The organism is Belliella filtrata (genome assembly GCF_022549775.1).
Lineage (GTDB): Bacteria > Bacteroidota > Bacteroidia > Cytophagales > Cyclobacteriaceae > Belliella > Belliella filtrata.
In genome coordinates, this window is the sequence record NZ_JAKZGP010000011.1 from 1 (window position 1) to 20,540 (window position 20,540).

At 38.7% G+C, this 20,540-nt stretch carries 16 protein-coding genes and 1 tRNA gene; 13 read left to right on the forward strand and 4 right to left on the reverse strand.

The window, feature by feature from the left end; translation table 11 throughout:
* Window positions 1-268: 268 nt before the first annotated feature.
* The 3 genes from MM239_RS06290 to MM239_RS06300 are packed head-to-tail and all read left to right on the forward strand — an operon-like array spanning window position 269 to window position 2,522.
* Window positions 269-1,321 carry a sugar phosphate isomerase/epimerase family protein gene (locus MM239_RS06290; RefSeq protein WP_241347355.1) on the forward strand — a complete coding sequence of 351 codons (1,053 nt, stop codon included), beginning with the start codon at window positions 269-271 and terminating at the stop codon, window positions 1,319-1,321.
* Between the two features lie 32 nt (window positions 1,322-1,353).
* Entirely contained in the window at window positions 1,354-1,779 is a 426-nt protein-coding gene (locus tag MM239_RS06295) for a c-type cytochrome (protein WP_241347356.1), read from the forward strand.
* A gap of 5 nt (window positions 1,780-1,784) precedes the next feature.
* Window positions 1,785-2,522, forward strand: a complete 738-nt coding sequence (locus tag MM239_RS06300) for a 3-keto-disaccharide hydrolase (RefSeq protein WP_241347357.1) — start codon at window positions 1,785-1,787, stop codon at window positions 2,520-2,522.
* 66 nt (window positions 2,523-2,588) lie between these two features.
* Here the strand turns inward: MM239_RS06300 and MM239_RS06305 are convergent, their stop codons facing one another.
* On the reverse strand, window positions 2,589-3,317 hold the full coding sequence (locus MM239_RS06305) for a lysophospholipid acyltransferase family protein (RefSeq protein WP_241347358.1): 729 nt from the start codon (window positions 3,315-3,317) through the stop codon (window positions 2,589-2,591).
* 309 nt (window positions 3,318-3,626) lie between these two features.
* Here MM239_RS06305 and rpsA point away from each other — a divergent pair, with 309 nt between their 5' ends.
* The 3 genes from rpsA (at window position 3,627) to MM239_RS06320 (ending at window position 7,867) form a co-directional block, all read left to right on the forward strand.
* Window positions 3,627-5,396, forward strand: a complete 1,770-nt coding sequence (gene rpsA / locus MM239_RS06310) for a 30S ribosomal protein S1 (protein WP_241347359.1) — start codon at window positions 3,627-3,629, stop codon at window positions 5,394-5,396.
* A 150-nt stretch (window positions 5,397-5,546) separates the two neighbouring features.
* Window positions 5,547-6,731 (forward strand): hypothetical protein, encoded by a 1,185-nt coding sequence (locus MM239_RS06315; RefSeq protein ID WP_241347360.1) that lies wholly within the window; start codon window positions 5,547-5,549, stop codon window positions 6,729-6,731.
* Window positions 6,728-7,867 (forward strand): hypothetical protein, encoded by a 1,140-nt coding sequence (locus MM239_RS06320; RefSeq protein WP_241347361.1) that lies wholly within the window; start codon window positions 6,728-6,730, stop codon window positions 7,865-7,867. Before MM239_RS06315 ends, MM239_RS06320 begins: the two co-directional genes overlap by 4 nt.
* Window positions 7,868-7,907: 40 nt before the next feature.
* Here MM239_RS06320 and MM239_RS06325 read toward each other — a convergent pair whose 3' ends face one another.
* From MM239_RS06325 to MM239_RS06335, 3 genes are all read right to left on the reverse strand, one after another.
* Window positions 7,908-10,127 carry a xanthine dehydrogenase family protein molybdopterin-binding subunit gene (locus MM239_RS06325; protein WP_241347362.1) on the reverse strand — a complete coding sequence of 740 codons (2,220 nt, stop codon included), beginning with the start codon at window positions 10,125-10,127 and terminating at the stop codon, window positions 7,908-7,910.
* Between the two features lie 6 nt (window positions 10,128-10,133).
* On the reverse strand, window positions 10,134-10,595 hold the full coding sequence (locus MM239_RS06330) for a (2Fe-2S)-binding protein (protein ID WP_241347363.1): 462 nt from the start codon (window positions 10,593-10,595) through the stop codon (window positions 10,134-10,136).
* A 244-nt stretch (window positions 10,596-10,839) separates the two neighbouring features.
* Window positions 10,840-10,910, reverse strand: a tRNA-Cys gene (locus MM239_RS06335).
* Between the two features lie 329 nt (window positions 10,911-11,239).
* On the opposite strand from MM239_RS06335, the gene MM239_RS06340 reads away from it, so the two are divergent.
* Genes MM239_RS06340 through MM239_RS06370 form a run of 7 tightly spaced genes read left to right on the forward strand, consistent with a single transcriptional unit; the run spans window position 11,240 to window position 20,533 of the window.
* Window positions 11,240-12,499 carry a c-type cytochrome gene (locus MM239_RS06340; RefSeq protein ID WP_241347364.1) on the forward strand — a complete coding sequence of 420 codons (1,260 nt, stop codon included), beginning with the start codon at window positions 11,240-11,242 and terminating at the stop codon, window positions 12,497-12,499.
* A 37-nt stretch (window positions 12,500-12,536) separates the two neighbouring features.
* A complete protein-coding gene (locus tag MM239_RS06345) occupies window positions 12,537-15,620 on the forward strand; it encodes a TAT-variant-translocated molybdopterin oxidoreductase (RefSeq protein WP_241347365.1) in 3,084 nt (1,027 codons plus the stop codon).
* Between the two features lie 18 nt (window positions 15,621-15,638).
* On the forward strand, window positions 15,639-17,003 hold the full coding sequence (gene nrfD / locus MM239_RS06350; protein WP_241347366.1) for an NrfD/PsrC family molybdoenzyme membrane anchor subunit: 1,365 nt from the start codon (window positions 15,639-15,641) through the stop codon (window positions 17,001-17,003).
* A gap of 2 nt (window positions 17,004-17,005) precedes the next feature.
* Entirely contained in the window at window positions 17,006-17,536 is a 531-nt protein-coding gene (locus MM239_RS06355) for a DUF3341 domain-containing protein (RefSeq protein ID WP_241347367.1), read from the forward strand.
* Between the two features lie 13 nt (window positions 17,537-17,549).
* Complete coding sequence (locus MM239_RS06360) at window positions 17,550-18,176, forward strand: c-type cytochrome (protein WP_241347368.1); 627 nt, start codon at window positions 17,550-17,552, stop codon at window positions 18,174-18,176.
* A 2-nt stretch (window positions 18,177-18,178) separates the two neighbouring features.
* Window positions 18,179-19,471, forward strand: coding sequence for a quinol:cytochrome C oxidoreductase (locus MM239_RS06365; RefSeq protein ID WP_241347369.1), 1,293 nt, complete (start codon window positions 18,179-18,181; stop codon window positions 19,469-19,471).
* 24 nt (window positions 19,472-19,495) lie between these two features.
* Window positions 19,496-20,533, forward strand: a complete 1,038-nt coding sequence (locus MM239_RS06370; protein WP_241347370.1) for a cytochrome c oxidase subunit II — start codon at window positions 19,496-19,498, stop codon at window positions 20,531-20,533.
* Window positions 20,534-20,540 lie beyond the last annotated feature (7 nt).

The following is a 20,540-nucleotide window of genomic DNA, read 5'->3' on the forward strand; positions in this document are numbered from 1 at the left end:
ATATAGATTATGAAGAAAAAAGAAAGGCCCTGCCAGAAATAACAGGACCTTTTGAATCTAGCTTAAGCTGATTTACAAATCAAAGGTAAAAAATTTAGATTTTATTTGAAATTTAACACAGAATCTTTCAGGTTTGATTGTCAATGAGTTATTGGGAATGTTCCATTGAAACCTAGATGATTTATTGTTTCTATAAATCAACCAATTGACAATATTCTATTGTGGATTTTAGATGATAAACAAAAATTAACCAAAACTATTTAAACCTATGAAAACAATAAAAGGGCCAGCGGTATTTCTGGCACAATTTGTAGATGATCAAGCACCTTTTAATAACCTGAAGAGTATCTGTGAATGGATGGCTTCTGTAGGTTACTATGGCGTACAAATCCCTTCTTGGGATGGTCGATTGATAGACCTTCAGAAAGCTGCGGAAAGCCAAACTTATGCAGATGAAATCAAAGGTATTGTGAATGAGGCTGGATTAGAGATTACGGAACTTTCCACCCATCTTCAAGGGCAGTTGGTAGCTGTTCATCCTGCATACAATGAGTTATTTGATGGTTTCGCTCCTTCTGATTTGGCTGGAGACCTAAAAGGAAAAACGGCTTGGGCGACACAGCAGCTTAAATATGCAGCAAAGGCATCGAAAAACTTAGGGCTTACAGCACATGCTACTTTTTCTGGTGCCTTGATGTGGCATACCGTTTACCCTTGGCCTCAAAGACCAGCAGGACTTGTAGATACAGGTTTTGGGGAATTGGCCAAAAGATGGCTACCAATCTTGGATGTATTTGAGGAAAATGGGGTAGATGTATGCTATGAGTTACACCCAGGAGAAGATCTTCATGATGGTATTACCTTCGAGATGTTCTTAGAAAAGGTAAATAATCATAAGAGGGCCAATATTTTATATGATCCAAGCCACTTTGTTTTACAGTGTTTAGACTATCTGCAATTCATTGATTTTTATCATGAAAGAATCAAGATGTTTCATGTCAAAGATGCAGAGTTTAACCCTACAGGTAAGCAAGGTGTATATGGAGGGTATCAAGGTTGGGTAGAGCGTGCAGGAAGATTCCGCTCATTAGGAGATGGTCAAGTTGATTTTAATGGTATCTTTAGCAAACTTTCTCAATATGATTTCGATGGATGGGCAGTACTGGAGTGGGAATGTGCAATCAAGCATCCTGAGCAAGGAGCTATAGAGGGAGCACAGTTTATTTCAGATCACATCATAAGGGTGACAGAGAAGGCGTTTGATGATTTTGCGGGCAGAGGAGCCGATGAAGCTTTCAATAAAAAGATTTTAGGAATTTAAATTAACCATACCTTAATAATAGTAAATACATAATGAATTCAAGAAAAACACTTTCCCTAGGACTTGTAGCGCTTACTACCCTTGCTTTTGCATGTGGTGGAGGTAGTCAAGAGTCAACACAATCGGCCGACAGTGCCAATTCAGCTTCAGTACAAGAGGCAAATATCAGCTTAGAAGACAAGTACAAAGATGATCCGGTATTTATCACTGGCTCGGCTAAAGCTAAAGAGGCCGGCTGTACTGCATGTCATATGATAGAACGAAAAGTAGTAGGACCTTCCTATGCAGATGTAGCAGCAAAATACGAGAATACGCCCGAGAATGTTTCCTTGCTTGCCGACCATGTTATAGATGGTAATGTTGGGAACTGGGGAGAAATTCAAATGCCTTCACATCCTCATTTGGAAAGAGCAGATGTAGAAGATATGATCAAATATATTTTACTACTTAAAAAATAATACTGATGAAAAAACCAATGTTTGCAGCGATGTTTGCAGCCTCGATAGCATTTTCATGCGGAGGAACTCAAGAAGTAAGAGAAGTTACGATACAAGCGGAAGAAATCGAAGTAGAACCAGAATGGACTAGTTTGTTTGACGGAGAATCATTCGATGGCTGGAAAAAATATGGAGGCGGTGAAGTTGGAAAAGCTTGGAAAGTTCAAAATGGTACTATATATCTAGATGCAACAAACAAAGCTGACTGGCAAACTGGAGACGGAGGTGACATAGTAACTGAAGAAGAGTTCGAAAACTTCCATTTGAAATTAGAGTGGAAAATAGCAGAAAACGGCAATAGTGGCATTATCTTTTTTGTGCATGAGTCTGATGAGTACAGTTATCCATGGAACACTGGTATGGAAATGCAAGTACTAGATAATGATGGTCACCCTGATGCGAAAATCACCACCCACAGAGCTGGAGATTTGTACGATTTGATTGAGTCCTCAGAAGAGACAGTGAAGGAAGTAGGTGAATGGAATCTTGCAGAAATCATTGCTGACAATGGGCATTTGGAATTGCATCTGAATGGGGTGAAAGTAGTAGAGACTACCATGTGGACACCAGAGTGGGAAGAGCTGATAGCAGGAAGTAAGTTCAAAAATATGCCTGGTTTTGGTACTTTCAAAAAGGGTAAAATAGCGCTCCAGGATCATGGAGATGAAGTGTGGTTCAGGAATATTGAAATCAAAAAACTGTAAGTTTTTCTAAGCTTTAATAGAAACCCTTGTTTCAATAAAAAACCGAGTGATTGCCACTCGGTTTTTTTATTCGTGTGTCAAAATCATAGCCTCTAGCCTATTGAAACATTTTTCTGCTAGTCCAATGACATCTTGATTGGTTTGGAAAGAAGTTGGGTCTATTGCATTTGAGAAGTAGATGTTGATCACCCCAGGTTTTAGCAGAATTGATCCTCTCTTCATTACTTTGTCAGCTCCAATGATTGCCATGGGCATGATGTGGATACCTGTTTCTATTGCAATTCGAAAAGCACCTTTTTGAAAAGGAAGAAGTGCATGGCTGCTATTATTCCTTGTCCCTTCGGGTGCCACTACTATTGAAATTCCTGTTTGCAATATTTCTAATAAGGCTTTCACGGATTTTTTCCTAGATAAAGCATCTTTTCTATCTACCCAAACAGCCAGTCGAGAGGCTATTATGCCAAAAATTGGGATGCGAGATAATTCCTTTTTGCCAATTGCTTTTACTTCTTGACTTATGGCCATAGGGATTACCGGAGCATCTATGAATGAGCGATGATTGAAGATGTAAATGTATGGCTGATTTATGTTGATATGTTCCTTGCCATGGATTCGGTATCGAATTCCTACCAGAGTAGACCATGTTCTGATCCATATTCTGATAGCGATAAAGGCTATCTTGCCTCCCTTAGGAGATAATGCATAAGGAATCACCACAAACCAACCTAATGTCAGCATGAATAAGGTAAATAATAAAGCTGCATATACTGTATAAACCCATTGAATGATTTTCATAGCTCGGTTGCTTTTACTATTTTTGTACAATTTTAAACAATTTACTAACTCTTTGCTTGCAAAACTGACCCTTGAGAGCGTTCTCAAGGGTTTTATTTTTAAAATCCACTTCAGTGAAGCTGGATTTACAAGGTTGGGTAAATGCCAAAACTTTTTCTACACAATATTTTCAATTGATTAAAAATCACTACCTTTGCAATCCGTTCGGTCGGACGGGGTTTCTGGTGTTGATAATCAGGGACTTTTCTAAAACTAAAAACCTCAACCCGATGATCCTAGGGTTGTTGAAAATCAGGATTATTTTATAATATGTCTAATCAAAAAGATTTTAACTGGGACGATTTCGGGACCAAAGGTTTTGGTGAAGGTTATTCCAAAGACAAAAGAGCCGAAATGGAAGCTCTTTATGCTGGAACTTTGAATGAGATCACAGAGAAAGAAGTTATCAAAGGTACTGTAGTAGGTATCAATGATAAAGATGTGATCATCAACATTGGTTTCAAATCTGATGGTTTGGTTCCAAGAACAGAATTCAGAGACCTACCAGATCTAAAGATCGGTGACGAAGTAGAATTGTTCATTGAAGAGCAAGAGAATGCTTTGGGTCAGCTTGTACTTTCTAGAAAGAAAGCAAGAATGGTACGTGCATGGAGCGATATTGAAGATGCGCTTGAGCATGACAATGTGATCGAAGGTCTTGTGAAGAGAAGAACTAAGGGTGGTTTGATCGTAGATATCTACGGTGTAGAAGCCTTCTTGCCAGGTTCTCAAATCGATGTGAAGCCTATTAGAGATTTCGATATCTATGTAGGTAAGAAAATGGAAGTGAAAGTGGTGAAAATCAACCACACTAATGATAACGTAGTAGTATCTCATAAAGTATTGATCGAGAAAGATCTTGAGAAGCAAAAAGCTGAGATCTTGAACAACCTTGAGAAAGGTCAAGTACTAGAAGGTGTGATCAAAAACATGACTAATTTCGGTGTGTTCATCGATTTGGGTGGTGTTGATGGTTTACTTCACATTACTGACATCTCTTGGGGTAGAATCAATCACCCAGAAGAAGTTCTTAACCTTGATGACAAAGTTCAGATCGTTGTTCTTGACTTTGATGATGATAAGAAGAGAATCTCGTTGGGTATGAAGCAGCTTACTGCTCATCCTTGGGATGCACTTTCTGCTGACCTTGAAGTAGGTTCTAGAGTGAAAGGTAAGATTGTAAACGTAGCTGACTACGGTGCATTCCTTGAGCTTGCTCCAGGTGTAGAAGGTTTGATTCACGTATCTGAAATGAGCTGGTCTCAGCACTTGAGAAACCCTGCTGACTTCGTAAAAGTAGGTGATGAAATCGAGGCTGTAGTATTGACGCTTGACAAAGAAGAAAGAAAAATGTCTCTTGGCATCAAGCAGTTGACTGAAGATCCTTGGACTAAAGGTGACATGGCTGCTAAATATGCAGTAGGTACTAAGCACACTGGTGTGGTAAGAAACTTGACTAACTTTGGTCTATTCCTTGAATTGGAAGAGGGTATCGATGGTTTAGTTCACGTATCTGACCTTTCTTGGACTAAGAAAATCAAGCACCCTTCTGAATTTGTGAAAGTAGGAGATGAACTAGAAGTAGCTGTTCTTGAGCTTGATGTTGACAACAGAAGATTGGCTCTTGGTCACAAGCAATTAGAAGAGAATCCTTGGGATACTTTTGAAAATGTATTCCCAGTAGGATCTGATCATAAGTGTACTGTAGTATCTAAAAATGATAAAGGTGCAGTACTTGAACTTCCTTATGGCTTGGAAGGATTCGCAACTACTAAGAACCTAGAGAAAGCTGACGGTACTTCTGTGGAGGTAGGTGAGTCTATCGAGTTTAAAGTAACTGAATTCTCTAAGGATGACAAGAGAATCGTTCTTTCTCACACAGCTACTTTCAGAGAAGAAGCTAAGCCAGCGGCTGCTCCTAAGAAAGCTAAGAAGAAAGAAGATGCTCCTGCATCATCTGCACCAGCTGAAAAGTCTACCCTTGGTGACTTAGATGCTTTGGCAGAGTTGAAAGAGAAAATGGAAGGCGGAAAGAAATAATCTCTTGAAGCAATATACAAGAACCAAGATGGTTCAAAACTAAATACAAAAGTGGTTGTCGAAAGACAGCCACTTTTTTTTTGTCAATCAATCGTTTCTAAGCTCGGGTTATATGTTTTAATATTATAGTTAAAATTGTCACATTGCTGAATGAAGAAAATATACGCCTACCTGCTAACAGCTTTTGTTTTAGTGTCTTGTTCTGAATCAAATGATGAAGATCTAGGTACATCTTTTGGCTATGAATTAATGATCGCAGATTCTTTAGATCTTCGTATACTGGGGAGTCCTACCCTAGCCAGCGTGAGTGAGGACGGAAATAAATTGGTGTTTTATGATTACTCTAATAAAGAATTTGTTTTTACTGACGATTCTGGTGAAGTGCTAAGTAAATTTTCTAAAAAAGGCGACACCCCTGATTCCTATGGGTTCCTTATGGAGTTTCCTGGGTTTATAGCTGATGATCAAGTGGCTGTTACAGGGATGAAGGGTATTTTTGTATATGATTTGAATGGTGGATTGGTTAAGAAATTTTCTCACCCAGAATTGATGGGAGGAGCAGCTTTTATGAGTTTCCCAGGCAAAGGTATAGAGTCCACCACAATAGATGGCTCGGTTTATTTACTTAGTAAATCTGTGCGGATAAGAGATACATATGCTGGTGAACAGGAATTTTATGATAAGTTCAAAGCTATAGAGCTTGTTGATTTAGAAATAGGTAGTTTTACGGACATTGTTCCCTTTGAGCGAGGGAGTAAGTTTTTGGATGGAAATGGGTATTATGAAAGTGATTATGCTCCAGCTTTTAAAGCCTACAATGGGAAGTTATACGTAGTGCTTGGCGGAGAGGCTAAGTTAAATGTGTACGCACTTAGTCCGGAGGGAGTAAGTTTAGATACAATTGTCGAATTACAAATTCCAGATTTTGGAGATTTGCCCATTACCTCTAGAGATGTTTTTACGCAGGGTTCAGTTGCTGTGAAAGCAAATACTCCAGCCATTAGAAATATTCATGTCTTAGACGAAAAGTTGGTGATCCATTATTTCGGTGGAATCGAAGAAGAAAAACTAAAGGACGCCAATGCTTTATGGGAAGCAGGTGACAAGGAAGGTTTCGAGATTCAGTATAAAAAGGTATTGGAACAAGTAGTTCAGGGTGTGTTAATCCTAGATGCTAAGCGTCTGAATGTGTTTGACAATCTTAAGTTGCCCGAAGGTGTGAATCTGCGTGGATTTGCATCAGGTGGTGGGTTTTTATGGATGGAAAGGACTCCTGACCCAGATGATGAGGAAGAATTTTTGAGGATTTATAAGGTTAAAATTACCGCACAATGAGTAAGTTCTATCAAGTAGAGATATTATTTATATTAGGAGTTTTAATGATAGCTTGCTCAGAGCGGGTGAATGATTCTCAAGTCAAGGTAGATTCTAATTTTTGGGAACTTGTGATTTTGGATTCCATTCAAGTGGATTACTTGGCTGATATTAGAGAAGGTACATTTTCAAATGGAATAGGCGTTATTAAGGATATTTCAAGAAGCACCTTGTTGAAGTTTGACTCGTTGGGAAAGGTATTAGTTAAGAAGGAGTTTCCTAAGGAAGGACCTGGGACGGTTAGATGGCTAGAGACTCTACTTGAACATAATGGAGAATTCTTTGGAACTACATCATTTAAAAATATTTACCATTTTGATCAGGATCTAACTTTAAAGGGAAGCTTGGACATGCCTTTTTTAGGTGAAGCTCGAGGAGGCTCATACAATCAAAATAATATAGTATTTTGGAAGGATAAATTACTTCTTTGGTATCCTGGGCGAAATGGTGTCAGCCCTTATAAAAATTATTTTTATAGAGACCATGCTCTTTTGGAGTTATATGATCTTAAGACTAAGTCCTCAAAACCAGTCGTAAAAACACCACTAACTTCTAAGTATAGTACTGATGACTTTTTTGGAAGACCATATCTCAATTTCACGATAGAAAATGATAGCTTATATTTAACATTTTCCAATGAGCCAATTGTGCATGTGTATGTGATGGGGGATAGCATTAGTTGGGAAAGAAGTTTCGATATATTACCTTCTGATTTTAAATTATTGCCTGGAAAAAAAACACCTTATACGTATCAGGAAGAAATGAAAATGGAGGAAGCCCGGATTCATGGCATTTATTCTGATCAGCATAATATCATTGTCACTTATTATGGAGGAATAGATGAAGACACTTTTACTAATCATGAGTTAAAGGAAAGAGGAAATTTTTCCCGCTACCCTGAATTCCTAAAGAATTATCTCAAAATCTACCATTGCGAATATGGTTGGTCTAACGAGTTGGTAATTCCTTCAAAAGTGAAAACAATTCTGAATATAGAATCAGTAGACAAAGTTTTCTTTGCTCTTAGAAATGATGATTTTCTCGGTGAAGAGCAGGATTATACCACTTTTTATAAGATTCAATTGGTCAGAAAGTAAATTGAGCGGTCTTAAGTCGGTCCTAAACTTTGAAAGATTTTCATGAGAAATACTCCCTCAATGGCAATTCATAAATCCTTTTCCCTAGGTGATTTGATACTGCGTTGACTATAGCGGCAGCAACAGGGCCTTGGGCAGCCTCGCCTGCTCCTAGTGGTTTTTCTTCAGGTCGATTAATGATGTGGACTTCGATTTCGGGAATATCATTAGCTCTAAATATGGGGTAAGAGTTCCAGTCTGTGCTGATAATTTCTTTTTCGTTGTATTGCACCGACTCCAGTATCGTCCAACTGGCAGATTGTATCATTCCACCTTCAGTCTGATTGATCAAGCCGTCAGGATTGATGCATTGTCCAGCTTCTATTACGCCGATCATTTTCTTGATTTTTAGTTTTTCTCCTTCATTTTCTAAGGTTACCATTACAGCAAAATAGGCTGCCGAGTTTTTGTATTGAGCGAAGGCAATACCGCATTTGGATTTTGTTTCGTCGGAAAGGTTATCCCAATCAGTTTTAGATTTCAATGTATTCAAAACCTCTACAGCCCTATTGTTTTTGAGGTTTCGAATTCTAAACTCGAAAGGATCCATAGAAGCGCTACTAGCTAGCTCGTCGATAAAAGATTCCAGTGCAAAAATATTCCCATAAGCACCAAGCCCTCTAAGCGCTGAGGTTCGGAGTGGGCCTTCATAATCATTAAGCAGCAAGGCCTTGTCAGCGATGTCGTACAGGGGAGAAGCATTCCTATAAGATCCTCCAGAAAACCCTCCCTTTTTAAACTCAAATGGCTCGGCAAGATGTCTAGCCGAAACATAGTGTCCAGCATTTCCATTTGGTCTTGTGCTATGGGTATCAGACCATATTTCTGTTTTCCAAGATGTGATTTTGCCATTTTGATCCATGCCAGCTTCTAGTGTGAGCTGCATAGCACTTCCATAAGGCTCCCAGCGGTGCTCATTGTCTCGCATCCATTGAAGCCTCACGGGCTGATTGGGTAGATGCTTAGCAATCATCGCCGCTTCGGCTGAGACATCATCAGCACTATTGTGTCCATAGCATCCTGAGCCAGGCATACCAATACATCGAATACTTTCTTTCTCTATAGAAAACAAGTCAGCTAAGGTGTTTTGCAATGGATACACACCTTGTGTAGGTGACCAAACGGTTAATTTTTGATTGTCCCATTGGGCAACAGCACAGCCAGGCCCTGTTGACCCATGCATGGTATATGGCTTTCTATAAGTTGATTTTAGCTGATTTTTAGCTTGTTTTATCGTTTGATTGATGGTGGGGCTAGCTTCTATTTCTTTTGGTTTACTAGCTTTATTTTTCATATCGGAGAAAAGGTCTCCCATAGCTGGCTTAATATTGGTTGACTCCCATTTAGCGATCTCTATTATCTTTTCACGAGCTTTGATGGCTTGATATTCTCTTTTGGCCACTATAGCTACAAAACTACCGTCAACGATAATTCTTACGACTCCGGGTAGTTGAGAAATTTCACTTTCGTCTAATGCTTCTAGCTTAGCATTATAGCTTGGAGGGTGTACTACCCTGGCATGAAGCATTCCCTCGAGTCGCAGATCATGTATGAAATGTGGCTCACCTTTAATCATTTTTGAAATGTCCGCTCTTGGAATTGATTTCCCAACAATTACATGATTACTAGGGTTTTTGATAGGGGCTTCACCAGTGATCTTGCCTTCTAGAAATTTCCCATCTAATAGTTTCCAGTAGCTGATTTTTTTGTTTTCCGGTCCATGTATTTCTCCGTTATTAACTTCTACTTGATCGATATTAACTTGCCAAAGTTTGGCAGCTTCTTGGATCAAAAAGTATTTAGCTTCTGCGGCAGCCTGTCTTATTGCACTACCACTGCCCTCTACGGAGTTGCTTCCTGCGGTATAGCCTTCGTTTGCGGTCTGAGCAGTGTCTCCATTGATGATATGGCAAATGTCAAAGGGTACTTCTAGTTCTTCTGCGGCTATTTGCATTAGTGCTGTTCTGATACCTTGTCCTAATTCCTGTTTTCCAGTCAATACCGTGACAAATCCCTCAGCATCTAATCTGATCCAAGAGTCTATAATAGCCTTTTCAGTATGAGGTCTTTCCTCAATGCCTGGATATGCACTTAAAGTGGTCTGATTTTCTGGGTTTGCACAAAACTGTAAAAATGGGAACAAATTGAAACCTATGATTAATTGACCACTAGCTTTGAGAAATGATCTTCTGTTCTGATTGTTGGTTGTGGTGTCTTTCATCTCTTATTATTTTTGGGATATAGCATTTTCTACAGCTTTTATAAATCTGGGGTGGGTACCACATCTACAGATTACTTGTTGTAGTGCATCCTTGATTTGAGATTTATTAGGTTGGGGATTATTTCGTAAAAGGGCAACAGCTGATATCAGCATGCCATTTAAGCAATACCCACATTGAGCTGCCTGTGCTTCAAAAAAAGCTTTCTGAACTGCATGGAGCTTATTGTTTTGAGATAGGTGTTCAATAGTTTCAATGTTTTTACCTTCAAAAGATTCACAAGCGTTCATGCAAGTGGGTTCGGCTTGATTATCTACCAATACCACGCATGCCCCGCATTGATGAAGTCCACATCCATATTTTGCACCAGACAATTTGAACTCCTCCCTCAACACATAGAGTAATGGTTCTTTTGGATCAAGTTCATGCTTGGTTTTTTTACCGTTTACTGTAAGTGTGACTGTTTTCATAGTTTAACAAATGTCGTTTTTCATGAAGGAGATTTTCAACTATTAATATACTTAATATAAGCCATATTAGGCAGAAGTGTTTTGAAGAGAGGGGGATATGTATTGTCAGTGGGTGACAATATCAAATTTTCTTTTAAAAGTGTAGATCTGGCAATGATGTAAATTGATGCTTGGCAATGAGGAATGATCAAAAAGTGTATCGAATAGAAACAAAAAAAGCACTTCCTATTAAGAAGTGCTTTTGAGGTCGAGAGCGGATTCGAACCGCTGTACAAGGTTTTGCAGACCTCTGCCTAGCCACTCGGCCACCCGACCATTGTGTAAATGAAATGCAAATGTAGGTATAATCTCAAATTTTCCAAAAAATGATTTAAATTTTATATAAATGAAAAATTTGTAAGTGAAAGGATTTCTCCGTTCATCCAAATTCCGCAAACAAAGATTTATTTATAAAGATTCTAAATTAATATTAAAATGATATTATTGATCATAATTAATTGATAGACAAATAAATACGATATACTATCAGCTTAGAGTACTTCATATTCAAGAAATGTAATCAAGTTTGAAATGTAGAATTGGGGTAGTACATTTGCACTGTTTATTTAAAAACCGTGAATTAAACTGTTTAATAAGTAATAAATATGTCAATCAAACGCTCATTATTAAGTGTTCCCTTAAGAATTAGCACGCTGGCAATGGTGTTATTCCTAATGATAGGAGCACAAGCCTTCGCTGCTCATCCTGATGTTTCTGACAGTGAAGAAGCCATTGCAGCGGGTAAAACCCTCTTCAATGCGAACTGTAAGACCTGTCACAAGCTAGATCAAAAATACACCGGCCCGGCCCTTCGCGGTGTGACAGAGAGAAGAACCATAGATTGGGCGAAGAATTTCATTAAGAATTCAAGCGCATTAATAGCTTCTGGGGATGCTCAGGCAGTAGCTATTTACAAGGAGTTCAATAACCTTGCCATGCCTTCTCACACTTTCCTTAGCGATACAGATTTGGAAAATCTTCTTTCATATATTGAATATGGAGATAAGGGATCATCTGATGCTGAAGCTAGTGCAGGTGAAGGATCTGAAGCTTCTTCAGGTGGTTCAGGTGTGCCAAGTGAATATTTGACGATCATCATTTCAGTGATGGTTGTTGTGTTGTTATTGATTTTGATCGTTCTTGGATTGATCATTTCAGTATTGACAAAATACTTGAATAATCAGAATTTGGACGAAGATGAAAAGGAATTCATCAACCAGAAGTTTGATTTCGGTAAGATCTTAAAAAGTGACGCTTTTGTGATAATCGTTACGGCATTAGTTATTGCTTTAGTAGCAAAAACAGCAATCGACGGTTTGTATAGCGTTGGTATCCAACAAGGATATGCTCCAAAGCAGCCAATTGCTTTCTCTCACCAATTGCACGCAGGTCAATATGAGATCGAATGTCAGTATTGTCATACTGGTGTAGAGCTTGGCAAATCTGCAAACATCCCTTCTGCAAATATTTGTATGAACTGTCACACCCATATCCAAAATGTGGAAGGCAAAGATGGTATTTCTCCAGAAATTCAAAAAATCTACAATGCGGTAGAGAATAATGAGCCTATTGAGTGGGTAAGAATTCATAACCTACCTGATTTGGCCTATTTCAATCACGCGCAGCACGTGGCAGTAGGTGGTATCGATTGTCAAACATGTCACGGACAAATCCAAGAGATGGAGGTCGTTCATCAGCATAGTTCATTGACAATGGGTTGGTGTATAGACTGTCACAGACAGACCAACATCAATACAGCAGGTAATGAGTATTATGATAAATTAGTGCAGCTACATTCAGATAGCAAGAACGCCTTGAAGGTGAAAGATATCGGTGGCTTGGAATGTGCTAAGTGTCACTATTAATTAAATCAATTGAGAACCTACTTTTCTTGAATATAAAATGAAAGAAAATAACAAGACATATTGGAAAGGAATTGAACAATTAACAAACGATCCTGAGTTTGTTAAAAATGCAGATAAGGAATTTCCTGAGTTTGCATCCTCTGGAAGCGGTGAAGAAGGCCCTTCAAGAAGAGATTTCCTAAAATTAATGGGTTTCAGTTTGGCAGCAGCCTCTTTGGCAGCTTGTGAAGCTCCAGTAAGAAAGGCGATACCTTATGTGAACAAGCCTGTAGATATAAATCCTTCTATTCCAAACTACTACGCTTCTACATTTGCTTCTGGTGGTGATTACGCTTCCATTGTGGTGAAAACAAGAGAGGGTAGACCAATTAAAGTTGATGGAAATGAGCTTTCCTCAATCAATGGAAAAGGTGTAAGCGCAATCGTTGAAGCTTCTGTATTGTCTTTATATGACAAGCAGAGATTAGCTGGTCCTCACATTAATGGAGAAAGGGCTGACTGGGCAAAATTGGATTCAGAAGTAAAATCTAAACTTGCATCTGCTGGAGCTGTAAAAATTGTAACCAATACAGTAATTTCCCCTTCTACTGAAGCTGCTTTGGCAAAGTTTGCTGAGGCTTTCGGTGGAGCTGAGATCATTACTTATGATCCAATATCTAATTACGGAATCACAAAAGCTGCTGAAGTAAGCTATGGTGCAGCTGCACTACCTACCTATCAGTTTGACAAAGCCAAAGTAATTGTGAGCTTTGGAGCTGACTTTTTAGGAACATGGATTTCTCCAATTGAATTTGCTAAGCAATATGCTAAAGGCAGAAAGATCACAAAGGAGAAACCAGAAATGTCAAGACATTATCAGTTTGAATCAAACCTATCTTTGACTGGTTCAAACGCTGATTATAGAACACCAATCAAAGCTTCTCAAAGTGGACTTGCTGTACTAGCACTTTACAATGCTATTGCTAAGAAGGCCGGTTCATCAACTTATACAGCTCCTGCTGTTGAAATTGCTAATCTTGAGAAGGCAGCAAATGAACTTTGGGCAAGTAGAGGCGCGTCTCTAGTTGTGTCAGGATCAAATGATCCTAATGTACAAGTTGTGATCAATGCTATCAATGATTTGCTAAGCAACAATGGTGTCACAGTAGATTACTCTAAGCCTTCTTACTTTAGAAAAGGAGATGATGCTAGAATGAATCAATTTGTAGCTGATTTGAATGCAGGTAGAGTAGGTGGAGTTGTGTTTTACAACTGTAACCCTGCCTATGATTTTGCAAAGGGTGCCGAATTGGCTGCTGGAATTGCAAAAGCCAAAGTCTCAGTGGCAACGAATGGTACCATGGATGAAACAGCTTCTTTGGTACAATATGTAGCTCCAGATCACCATTATTTAGAGTCTTGGAATGATTTCAATCCAAGAAAAGGTGAGTATTCATTGTCTCAACCTACTATTTCTCCACTTTTTGATACAAGACAAGCGCAAGATAGCTTCCTAACTTGGTCAGGAGACACTACAAGTTATTACGATTTTTTACAAGAAAACTGGAGATCAAGTGTCTTTGGAACTCAGTCTGAAACCTCGAATTTCCAAGAATTCTGGGATAGATCATTATTCAATGGTGTATATAGCATAGCCTCTGAGTCTGTAGCATCTTCAGCACTTGGAGATATTTCAGCTGCTGCATCAGCTATAGCTAAGGCTTACAAAGCTGATAATACAGGTACTGAGTTAGTGGTTTACACGAAGATTGGTATAGGTAATGGTACTTTTGCCAACAATCCTTGGCTTCAAGAAATGTCTGATCCAATTTCAAAGGCTACTTGGGATAACTATTTGACAGTTTCTCAAAAGTGGGCTAATGATAACGGCTTGAAGATGTTTGAAGGAGCAACTCAGAAAGCAAAGCTTACCGTAGGTGATAAATCTGTGATTGTTCCTGTGCTCGTACAGCCAGGACAAGCTAATGGAACTGTTGGTTTGGCATTAGGTTATGGTAGAACAAAGGCAGGTAGAGTTGCAAATGGAGTAGGTGTAAACGCATACGAACTACTTAGCCTGAAAGATGGATTTGTGAATTTTGCTGTTACAGAAGGAGTATCAGTAGAGTTGACCTCAGATAAATATAAAATAGCTCAAACACAAACACATCAGACTTACATGGGTCGTGACTTTGTGGTTCAAGAGTCTATTTTACCTAAATATAAAGAGGATGCTTTCGCAGGAAGGTATCAACCAAAAATCTATAAAGAAGGTGAGTTTGTAAAGCCTTCAAAAATTTCTCTTTGGAAAGGACATCAATATAGCCAGCACCACTGGGGCCTTGCTATAGACATGAACTCTTGTATTGGATGTGGAGCTTGTACCGTAGCATGTCAAGTTGAAAACAACGTGGCAGTGGTAGGTAAGCAAGAAGTTCTCAACAGAAGAGAAATGGCTTGGATCAGAATCGATCGATACTATAGCTCTGATGCTGAAGTGGGAGACAATGACGGTCTTGAGGTAGCTGCTGAAAATCCAGAAGTGGTATTCCAGCCGATGATGTGTCAGCACTGTAACAATGCTCCTTGTGAGACGGTATGTCCAGTAGCTGCTACTACACACTCTTCAGAAGGTCTTAACCAAATGACTTACAACAGATGTATAGGTACAAGATATTGTGCAAACAACTGTCCATATAAAGTAAGAAGATTCAACTGGTTTAAATACCACGATAATAAATCATTCTCTGCTGTGAACGTAGCGCAGAACGATGATTTGGGTAAAATGGTACTTAATCCGGATGTGACTGTAAGAGCTAGAGGTGTTATAGAAAAATGCTCTATGTGTGTGCAGCGTATTCAGTCAGGTAAATTGACAGCGAAGAGAGAGAACAGAAAAGTTCAGGATGGAGAGATCAATACTGCATGTGCAACTGCATGTCCAACTGATGCGATCGTATTCGGAGACATGAATGATCCAAACAGTAAAATTACAGCAACTTTGAAAATACAAGAAGATACACTTTCTGCTACCAAAGAGGTAAATGAAGAAAGAGCGTACCACGTATTGGAAGAAGTTAACGTGAACCCGAACGTTTGGTACTTCACCAAAATCAGAAATAAGGATAAATCAGAAGCTTAATAAATAATTTTATAAGATATGCAGGTTACTTCATCCGTACGTGAGCCGCTGATTACAGGCGGAAAAACCTTAAAAGACGTTACCCATGACGTATCAAGACAGGTAGAAGGCAAACCAACCTTGGGTTGGATACTTGGACTTTTGGTAGCAGTTGGTACATTATTATTAGGAAGTCTTGCGCTGGTAGCGACCCTTTGGGAAGGTATCGGTATGTGGGGACTTAACAAAACAATTGGTTGGGCTTGGGATATTACTAACTTCGTTTGGTGGGTTGGTATAGGTCACGCTGGTACATTGATTTCGGCAGTATTGTTGCTATTCAGACAGAAATGGAGAATGGCGATCAATAGAGCAGCAGAAGCGATGACAATCTTCGCTGTAATCTGTGCAGCGATGTTCCCAATCATTCACATGGGTAGACCATGGTTAGGTGCTTACTGGGCACTTCCACTACCGAATACATTCGGATCTTTATGGGTTAATTTTAACTCACCACTCCTTTGGGACGTGTTTGCAATTTCCACTTATTTCTCAGTTTCTTTAGTTTTCTGGTACATCGGTTTGATTCCTGATTTTGCCACAATTAGAGATAGAGCTACTGGTTTGAGAAGAACAATTTATGGAGCACTTTCCTTTGGTTGGGACGGCGCTGCTAAGACTTGGAGCAGATACGAATCAGTTGCTTTGATCTTGGCTGGTTTGGCTACACCTCTAGTACTTTCTGTGCACACTATTGTATCCTTTGATTTTGCAACTTCTGTTATCCCTGGTTGGCACACAACAATCTTCCCTCCTTATTTCGTTGCGGGTGCGATTTTCTCTGGCTTTGCCATGGTATTGACCTTGATGATCATCACTAGGAAGGTGTTTAAATTAGAAGATTACATTACTATAGGACACATTGAGTTGATGAACATCGTAATCATCATTACTGGTTCAATTGTAGGTATAGCTTATATTACTGAATTCTTTATAGCTTGGTATTCTGGCGTAGCAGCCGAGCAGTACGCTTTCATGAATAGAGCTTTTGGACCTTATGCTTGGGCATATTGGTCAATGATGACGTGTAACGTAATCTCTCCACAGCTTTTCTGGTTTAAGAAAATCAGGACTTCTATTGTAGCTACTTTTGCACTTTCAATTGTAGTGAATATAGGTATGTGGTTTGAACGATTTGTAATTATTGTTACATCACTTCACAGAGATTATTTACCATCTTCTTGGGCGATGTTCTATCCAACTTTGTCAGATATAGGTGTGTATTTATTCACCTTTGGTTTGTTCTTTACTTTGTTCTTATTGTTTGCTAAATTCTTCCCAGTAATCAACATGGCAGAGGTTAAGTCAATTGTTAAGTCTTCATCAGAAAAAGTAAATAAATAATCATGGAAAGAGATAAGAATTTTGTCCTCGGTGTATTTGATGATGAGGATGTATTATTAGATGCTATTACCAAAGTGAGAGGTAATGGAGTGAAGATTCATGAAGTTTATTCACCTTTCCCAGTTCACGGTATAGATGATGTACTTGGTTACAAAAGAAGTAAATTACCTATTGCAGCTTTTTTGTTTGGTTTATTAGGTACTACTTTGGCTTTGACCATGCAGTTTTACATGATGAAATTTGACTGGCCAATGATCATAGGTGGTAAAGACCATGCGGCATTTCCTGATTTCATTCCCGTTACCTTTGAATTAACAGTACTTCTTGCGGCTTTTGGGATGTGTGGAGTATTCTTTGTTTCTTCTAATCTTAAGCCTTGGGCTCAGCCTAGGATATTTGATCTTAGAATTACAGATGATAAGCATGTAGTAGCGATTGATTTGGCAACTAATGCTGGTCTTGGAGAAGAAAAAATCGGAGATATTTTGAAATCTTCTGGAGCATCCGAGGTAAATAAAAAAAGTTTTGAATAGTAACTCAGACAATATGAAACTGATTAGATCCATATATGTAATTGCTACAGCTGGTGTTGCACTGGGTTTTGCATCTTGTAGTGCCTCTGGAGATCATCCAGGGTACGAATATGCACCTCAGATGTATAACTCCGTGGCTTATGAGCCGTTGACTCAGATCGTAAATGAAGATGAAGGAAAGTGGGTGTCAACACGTGAAGATGAGAAAGGTGAGTTTTTTAACTCTAATATAAACAATCCTCATAGGATGAATATGCGTGAGCCAGTCGCTAACACTGTTCCTAGAACAAAAGACGGTTTACTTCCTTACAGGTTAAAGGCTTTTGAACTTGAGAAAGCTGCTGAATTGGAAAATCCAGTAGAGCTTACCGATGAAGTTCTTGAAGATGGGAGATTGCTGTTTCTCCAGTATTGTAAAGCTTGTCACGGAATCAATGGAGAGGGTGATGGTCTTGCAGGAGAGGTGATCGGTGGTGTTGCCAATCTAAAAGGTGGAGCTTACGTGGATTTACCTGAAGGTCATATTTTTCATGTTATCATGAAAGGGAAAGGCAGAATGGGAGCACACGGAACTCAAATTCCTCAGGAGAGAATTTGGAAAATTGTTCACTATGTTAAACAAGAAATTCAGAAGCAATAATCATGGCGCACGTTTCAAATTATAATTTAGATCAAAAATTTGATTTCACAGCTTCGTTGAAGAAGTCTATCATGATCGTTTTAGGTCTTGGGGTTCTTTTGTTTGTTGCAGGTGTAATCGTTTCAATGGTAGGCGGTGGTCACCATGATGAGGCAGCTGAAGCTGGAGGACATGCTTTTCATTGGTATCAAAGAGTGTTTGCAAACCTTTGGATCAATAACGTCTATTTCACAGGTATAGCTGTAATAGGAGTTTTCTTTTTTGCAATTCAATATGCAGCTCAAGCTGGATGGTCTGCTGGTTTGTTGAGAGTAATGATTTCTCTAGGAAATTGGCTTCCAATAGCTGGTGTCTTGATGCTTGTAGTTTTCTTTGTAGCAAATCACGACTTGTTTCACTGGACACATAGCTATCTATTTGATAAAAACGATCCTCATTATGATAAAATCATAGATGGTAAAGGAGGTTTCTTCTATTGGCCTATGGAAAAAGGTTCATTCCCTATCTTTTATATCATTAGAATGGTAGCATTCTTTGGTATTTGGGTGTTTTTCTTCAATAAGTTAAAGAATCTTTCTTTTGCTGAAGACAATTTGAATGGATCGCATGATTGGTCAAACATTAGAAAATGGTCAGCAATCTTCTTGATTTTGTTCGCTGTTTCATCTTCTATTTCTGCATGGGACTGGGTGATGTCAATCGATACACACTGGTTCTCTACAATGTTTGGATGGTATGTATTTGCCTCTTGGTTTGTAGCTGGATTGTCAGTGATCACTTTAATTACCCTTTACCTTAAAGGTAAGGGTTATTTGGAAATGGTAAACGAAAACCACATCCATGATCTTGGTAAATTTGTTTTTGCATTCTCAATTTTCTGGACTTATATCTGGTTTTCTCAGTTCTTGTTGATCTATTATGCCAATATTCCAGAAGAGTCAGTTTACTTCGTAGAAAGATTGCAGAGTGACGTGTATAGCCCGTTCATTTTTGTAAACCTAGCTTTAAACTTTGTGTTACCATTTCTTGTTTTAATGACTAGAGATGCAAAAAGACATGGAATATTCCTTAAGGTTGTTTGTTCTTTGATCATTCTAGGGCACTGGTTCGACTTCTTCTTAATGGTTCAGCCAGGTACTTTAGGTCACAATGGAGGATTTGGTTTGATGGAAATCGGAATGTTGTTGATCTACGGATCTGCCTTTGCCTTCGTTGTTTTCAAATCTCTAGCAGGTAAGAACTTGGTGGCGAAAAACCACCCCATGTTGGAAGAGTCTTATCATCATCATATTTAATATTTATCCGAAAAGAATATAATTATGTACGGATTTCTTATTGCAGTTGGTGTTCTTTTATTACTGTCTTTGATATGGATGGTATACAGGATACAAACTTTAGTTTCGGTAGTCAAAGGTTCAGATAAAAAGATTGCTTCTAGTAGTAATAAAGTGAACGCTATCCTGTTCATTGTGTTCCTACTTGGAGCTGGTATCTTGATGTTTTGGTATTCTATCAAAGAGTTTGACAACTATAATTTACCGCTTGCATCAGAGCATGGTGCTGTTACTGACAACTTGTTCTGGATTACAATGGCTGTTACAGGTGTGGTGTTTATTATAACCCACATTCTACTTTTCATTTTTCCTTATAAATATCAATATAAAGAATCAAGAAAAGCTACTTTCTATCCTGATAACAACAAATTGGAAGTGATCTGGACTATTGTACCAGCGATAGTCCTAGCTATCTTGGTAATTGGTGGTTGGAAAGCTTGGTCAGATATTACAGCGCCTGCACCTGAAAATGCTCATGTAGTTGAAATTATGGGTTATCAGTTTGCTTGGGAAATTAGATATCCTGGTGTTGATAATGTTCTTGGAGATCATGATTACAGGTTGATCAATGAAGTGAACAATCCTTCTGGTGTAGATTTCTCGGATAAAAACTCATTTGATGATTTTACTTCACCAGTGATGGTACTTCCAAAAGGAGAACCCGTTTTATTGAAAATTAGAGCAAGAGATGTGCTTCACTCGGTGTTTGCTCCACACATGAGACTCAAAATGGATGCTGTTCCAGGTATGCCGACCAGATTCTGGTTTACGCCAACAAAGACTACAGCTGAAATGCGTCAAGAACTTGGAGATGATGAGTTTGTCTATGAGATAGCTTGTACTGAAATTTGCGGTAGAGGTCACTTCTCTATGAGAAGAGAAATCAGAGTGGTGGAGCCTGCTGAATACCAAGAGTGGTTGAAAGAGCAGAAACCATACATTGTGAATGATCCTACACTAGTAGAGAATGTTTCTTCTGAATTGAAAGAATTGGCTGATATCACAATCAGTGAATATAAGTAATTATAAA

Excerpts from the sequence above, each read along its gene's own strand:
- MM239_RS06300 (WP_241347357.1), top strand. The coding sequence starts at position 1,785 with ATGAAAAAACCAATGTTTGCAGCGATGTTTGCAGCCTCGATAGCATTT.
- nrfD (WP_241347366.1), top strand. The coding sequence starts at position 15,639 with ATGCAGGTTACTTCATCCGTACGTGAGCCGCTGATTACAGGCGGAAAA.
- rpsA (WP_241347359.1), top strand. The coding sequence starts at position 3,627 with ATGTCTAATCAAAAAGATTTTAACTGGGACGATTTCGGGACCAAAGGT.
- MM239_RS06305 (WP_241347358.1), bottom strand. The coding sequence starts at position 3,317 with ATGAAAATCATTCAATGGGTTTATACAGTATATGCAGCTTTATTATTT.
- MM239_RS06365 (WP_241347369.1), top strand. The coding sequence starts at position 18,179 with ATGGCGCACGTTTCAAATTATAATTTAGATCAAAAATTTGATTTCACA.
- MM239_RS06360 (WP_241347368.1), top strand. The coding sequence starts at position 17,550 with ATGAAACTGATTAGATCCATATATGTAATTGCTACAGCTGGTGTTGCA.
- MM239_RS06320 (WP_241347361.1), top strand. The coding sequence starts at position 6,728 with ATGAGTAAGTTCTATCAAGTAGAGATATTATTTATATTAGGAGTTTTA.
- MM239_RS06330 (WP_241347363.1), bottom strand. The coding sequence starts at position 10,595 with ATGAAAACAGTCACACTTACAGTAAACGGTAAAAAAACCAAGCATGAA.
- MM239_RS06370 (WP_241347370.1), top strand. The coding sequence starts at position 19,496 with ATGTACGGATTTCTTATTGCAGTTGGTGTTCTTTTATTACTGTCTTTG.
- MM239_RS06355 (WP_241347367.1), top strand. The coding sequence starts at position 17,006 with ATGGAAAGAGATAAGAATTTTGTCCTCGGTGTATTTGATGATGAGGAT.
- MM239_RS06345 (WP_241347365.1), top strand. The coding sequence starts at position 12,537 with ATGAAAGAAAATAACAAGACATATTGGAAAGGAATTGAACAATTAACA.
- MM239_RS06290 (WP_241347355.1), top strand. The coding sequence starts at position 269 with ATGAAAACAATAAAAGGGCCAGCGGTATTTCTGGCACAATTTGTAGAT.
- MM239_RS06315 (WP_241347360.1), top strand. The coding sequence starts at position 5,547 with ATGAAGAAAATATACGCCTACCTGCTAACAGCTTTTGTTTTAGTGTCT.
- MM239_RS06295 (WP_241347356.1), top strand. The coding sequence starts at position 1,354 with ATGAATTCAAGAAAAACACTTTCCCTAGGACTTGTAGCGCTTACTACC.
- MM239_RS06340 (WP_241347364.1), top strand. The coding sequence starts at position 11,240 with ATGTCAATCAAACGCTCATTATTAAGTGTTCCCTTAAGAATTAGCACG.
- MM239_RS06325 (WP_241347362.1), bottom strand. The coding sequence starts at position 10,127 with ATGAAAGACACCACAACCAACAATCAGAACAGAAGATCATTTCTCAAA.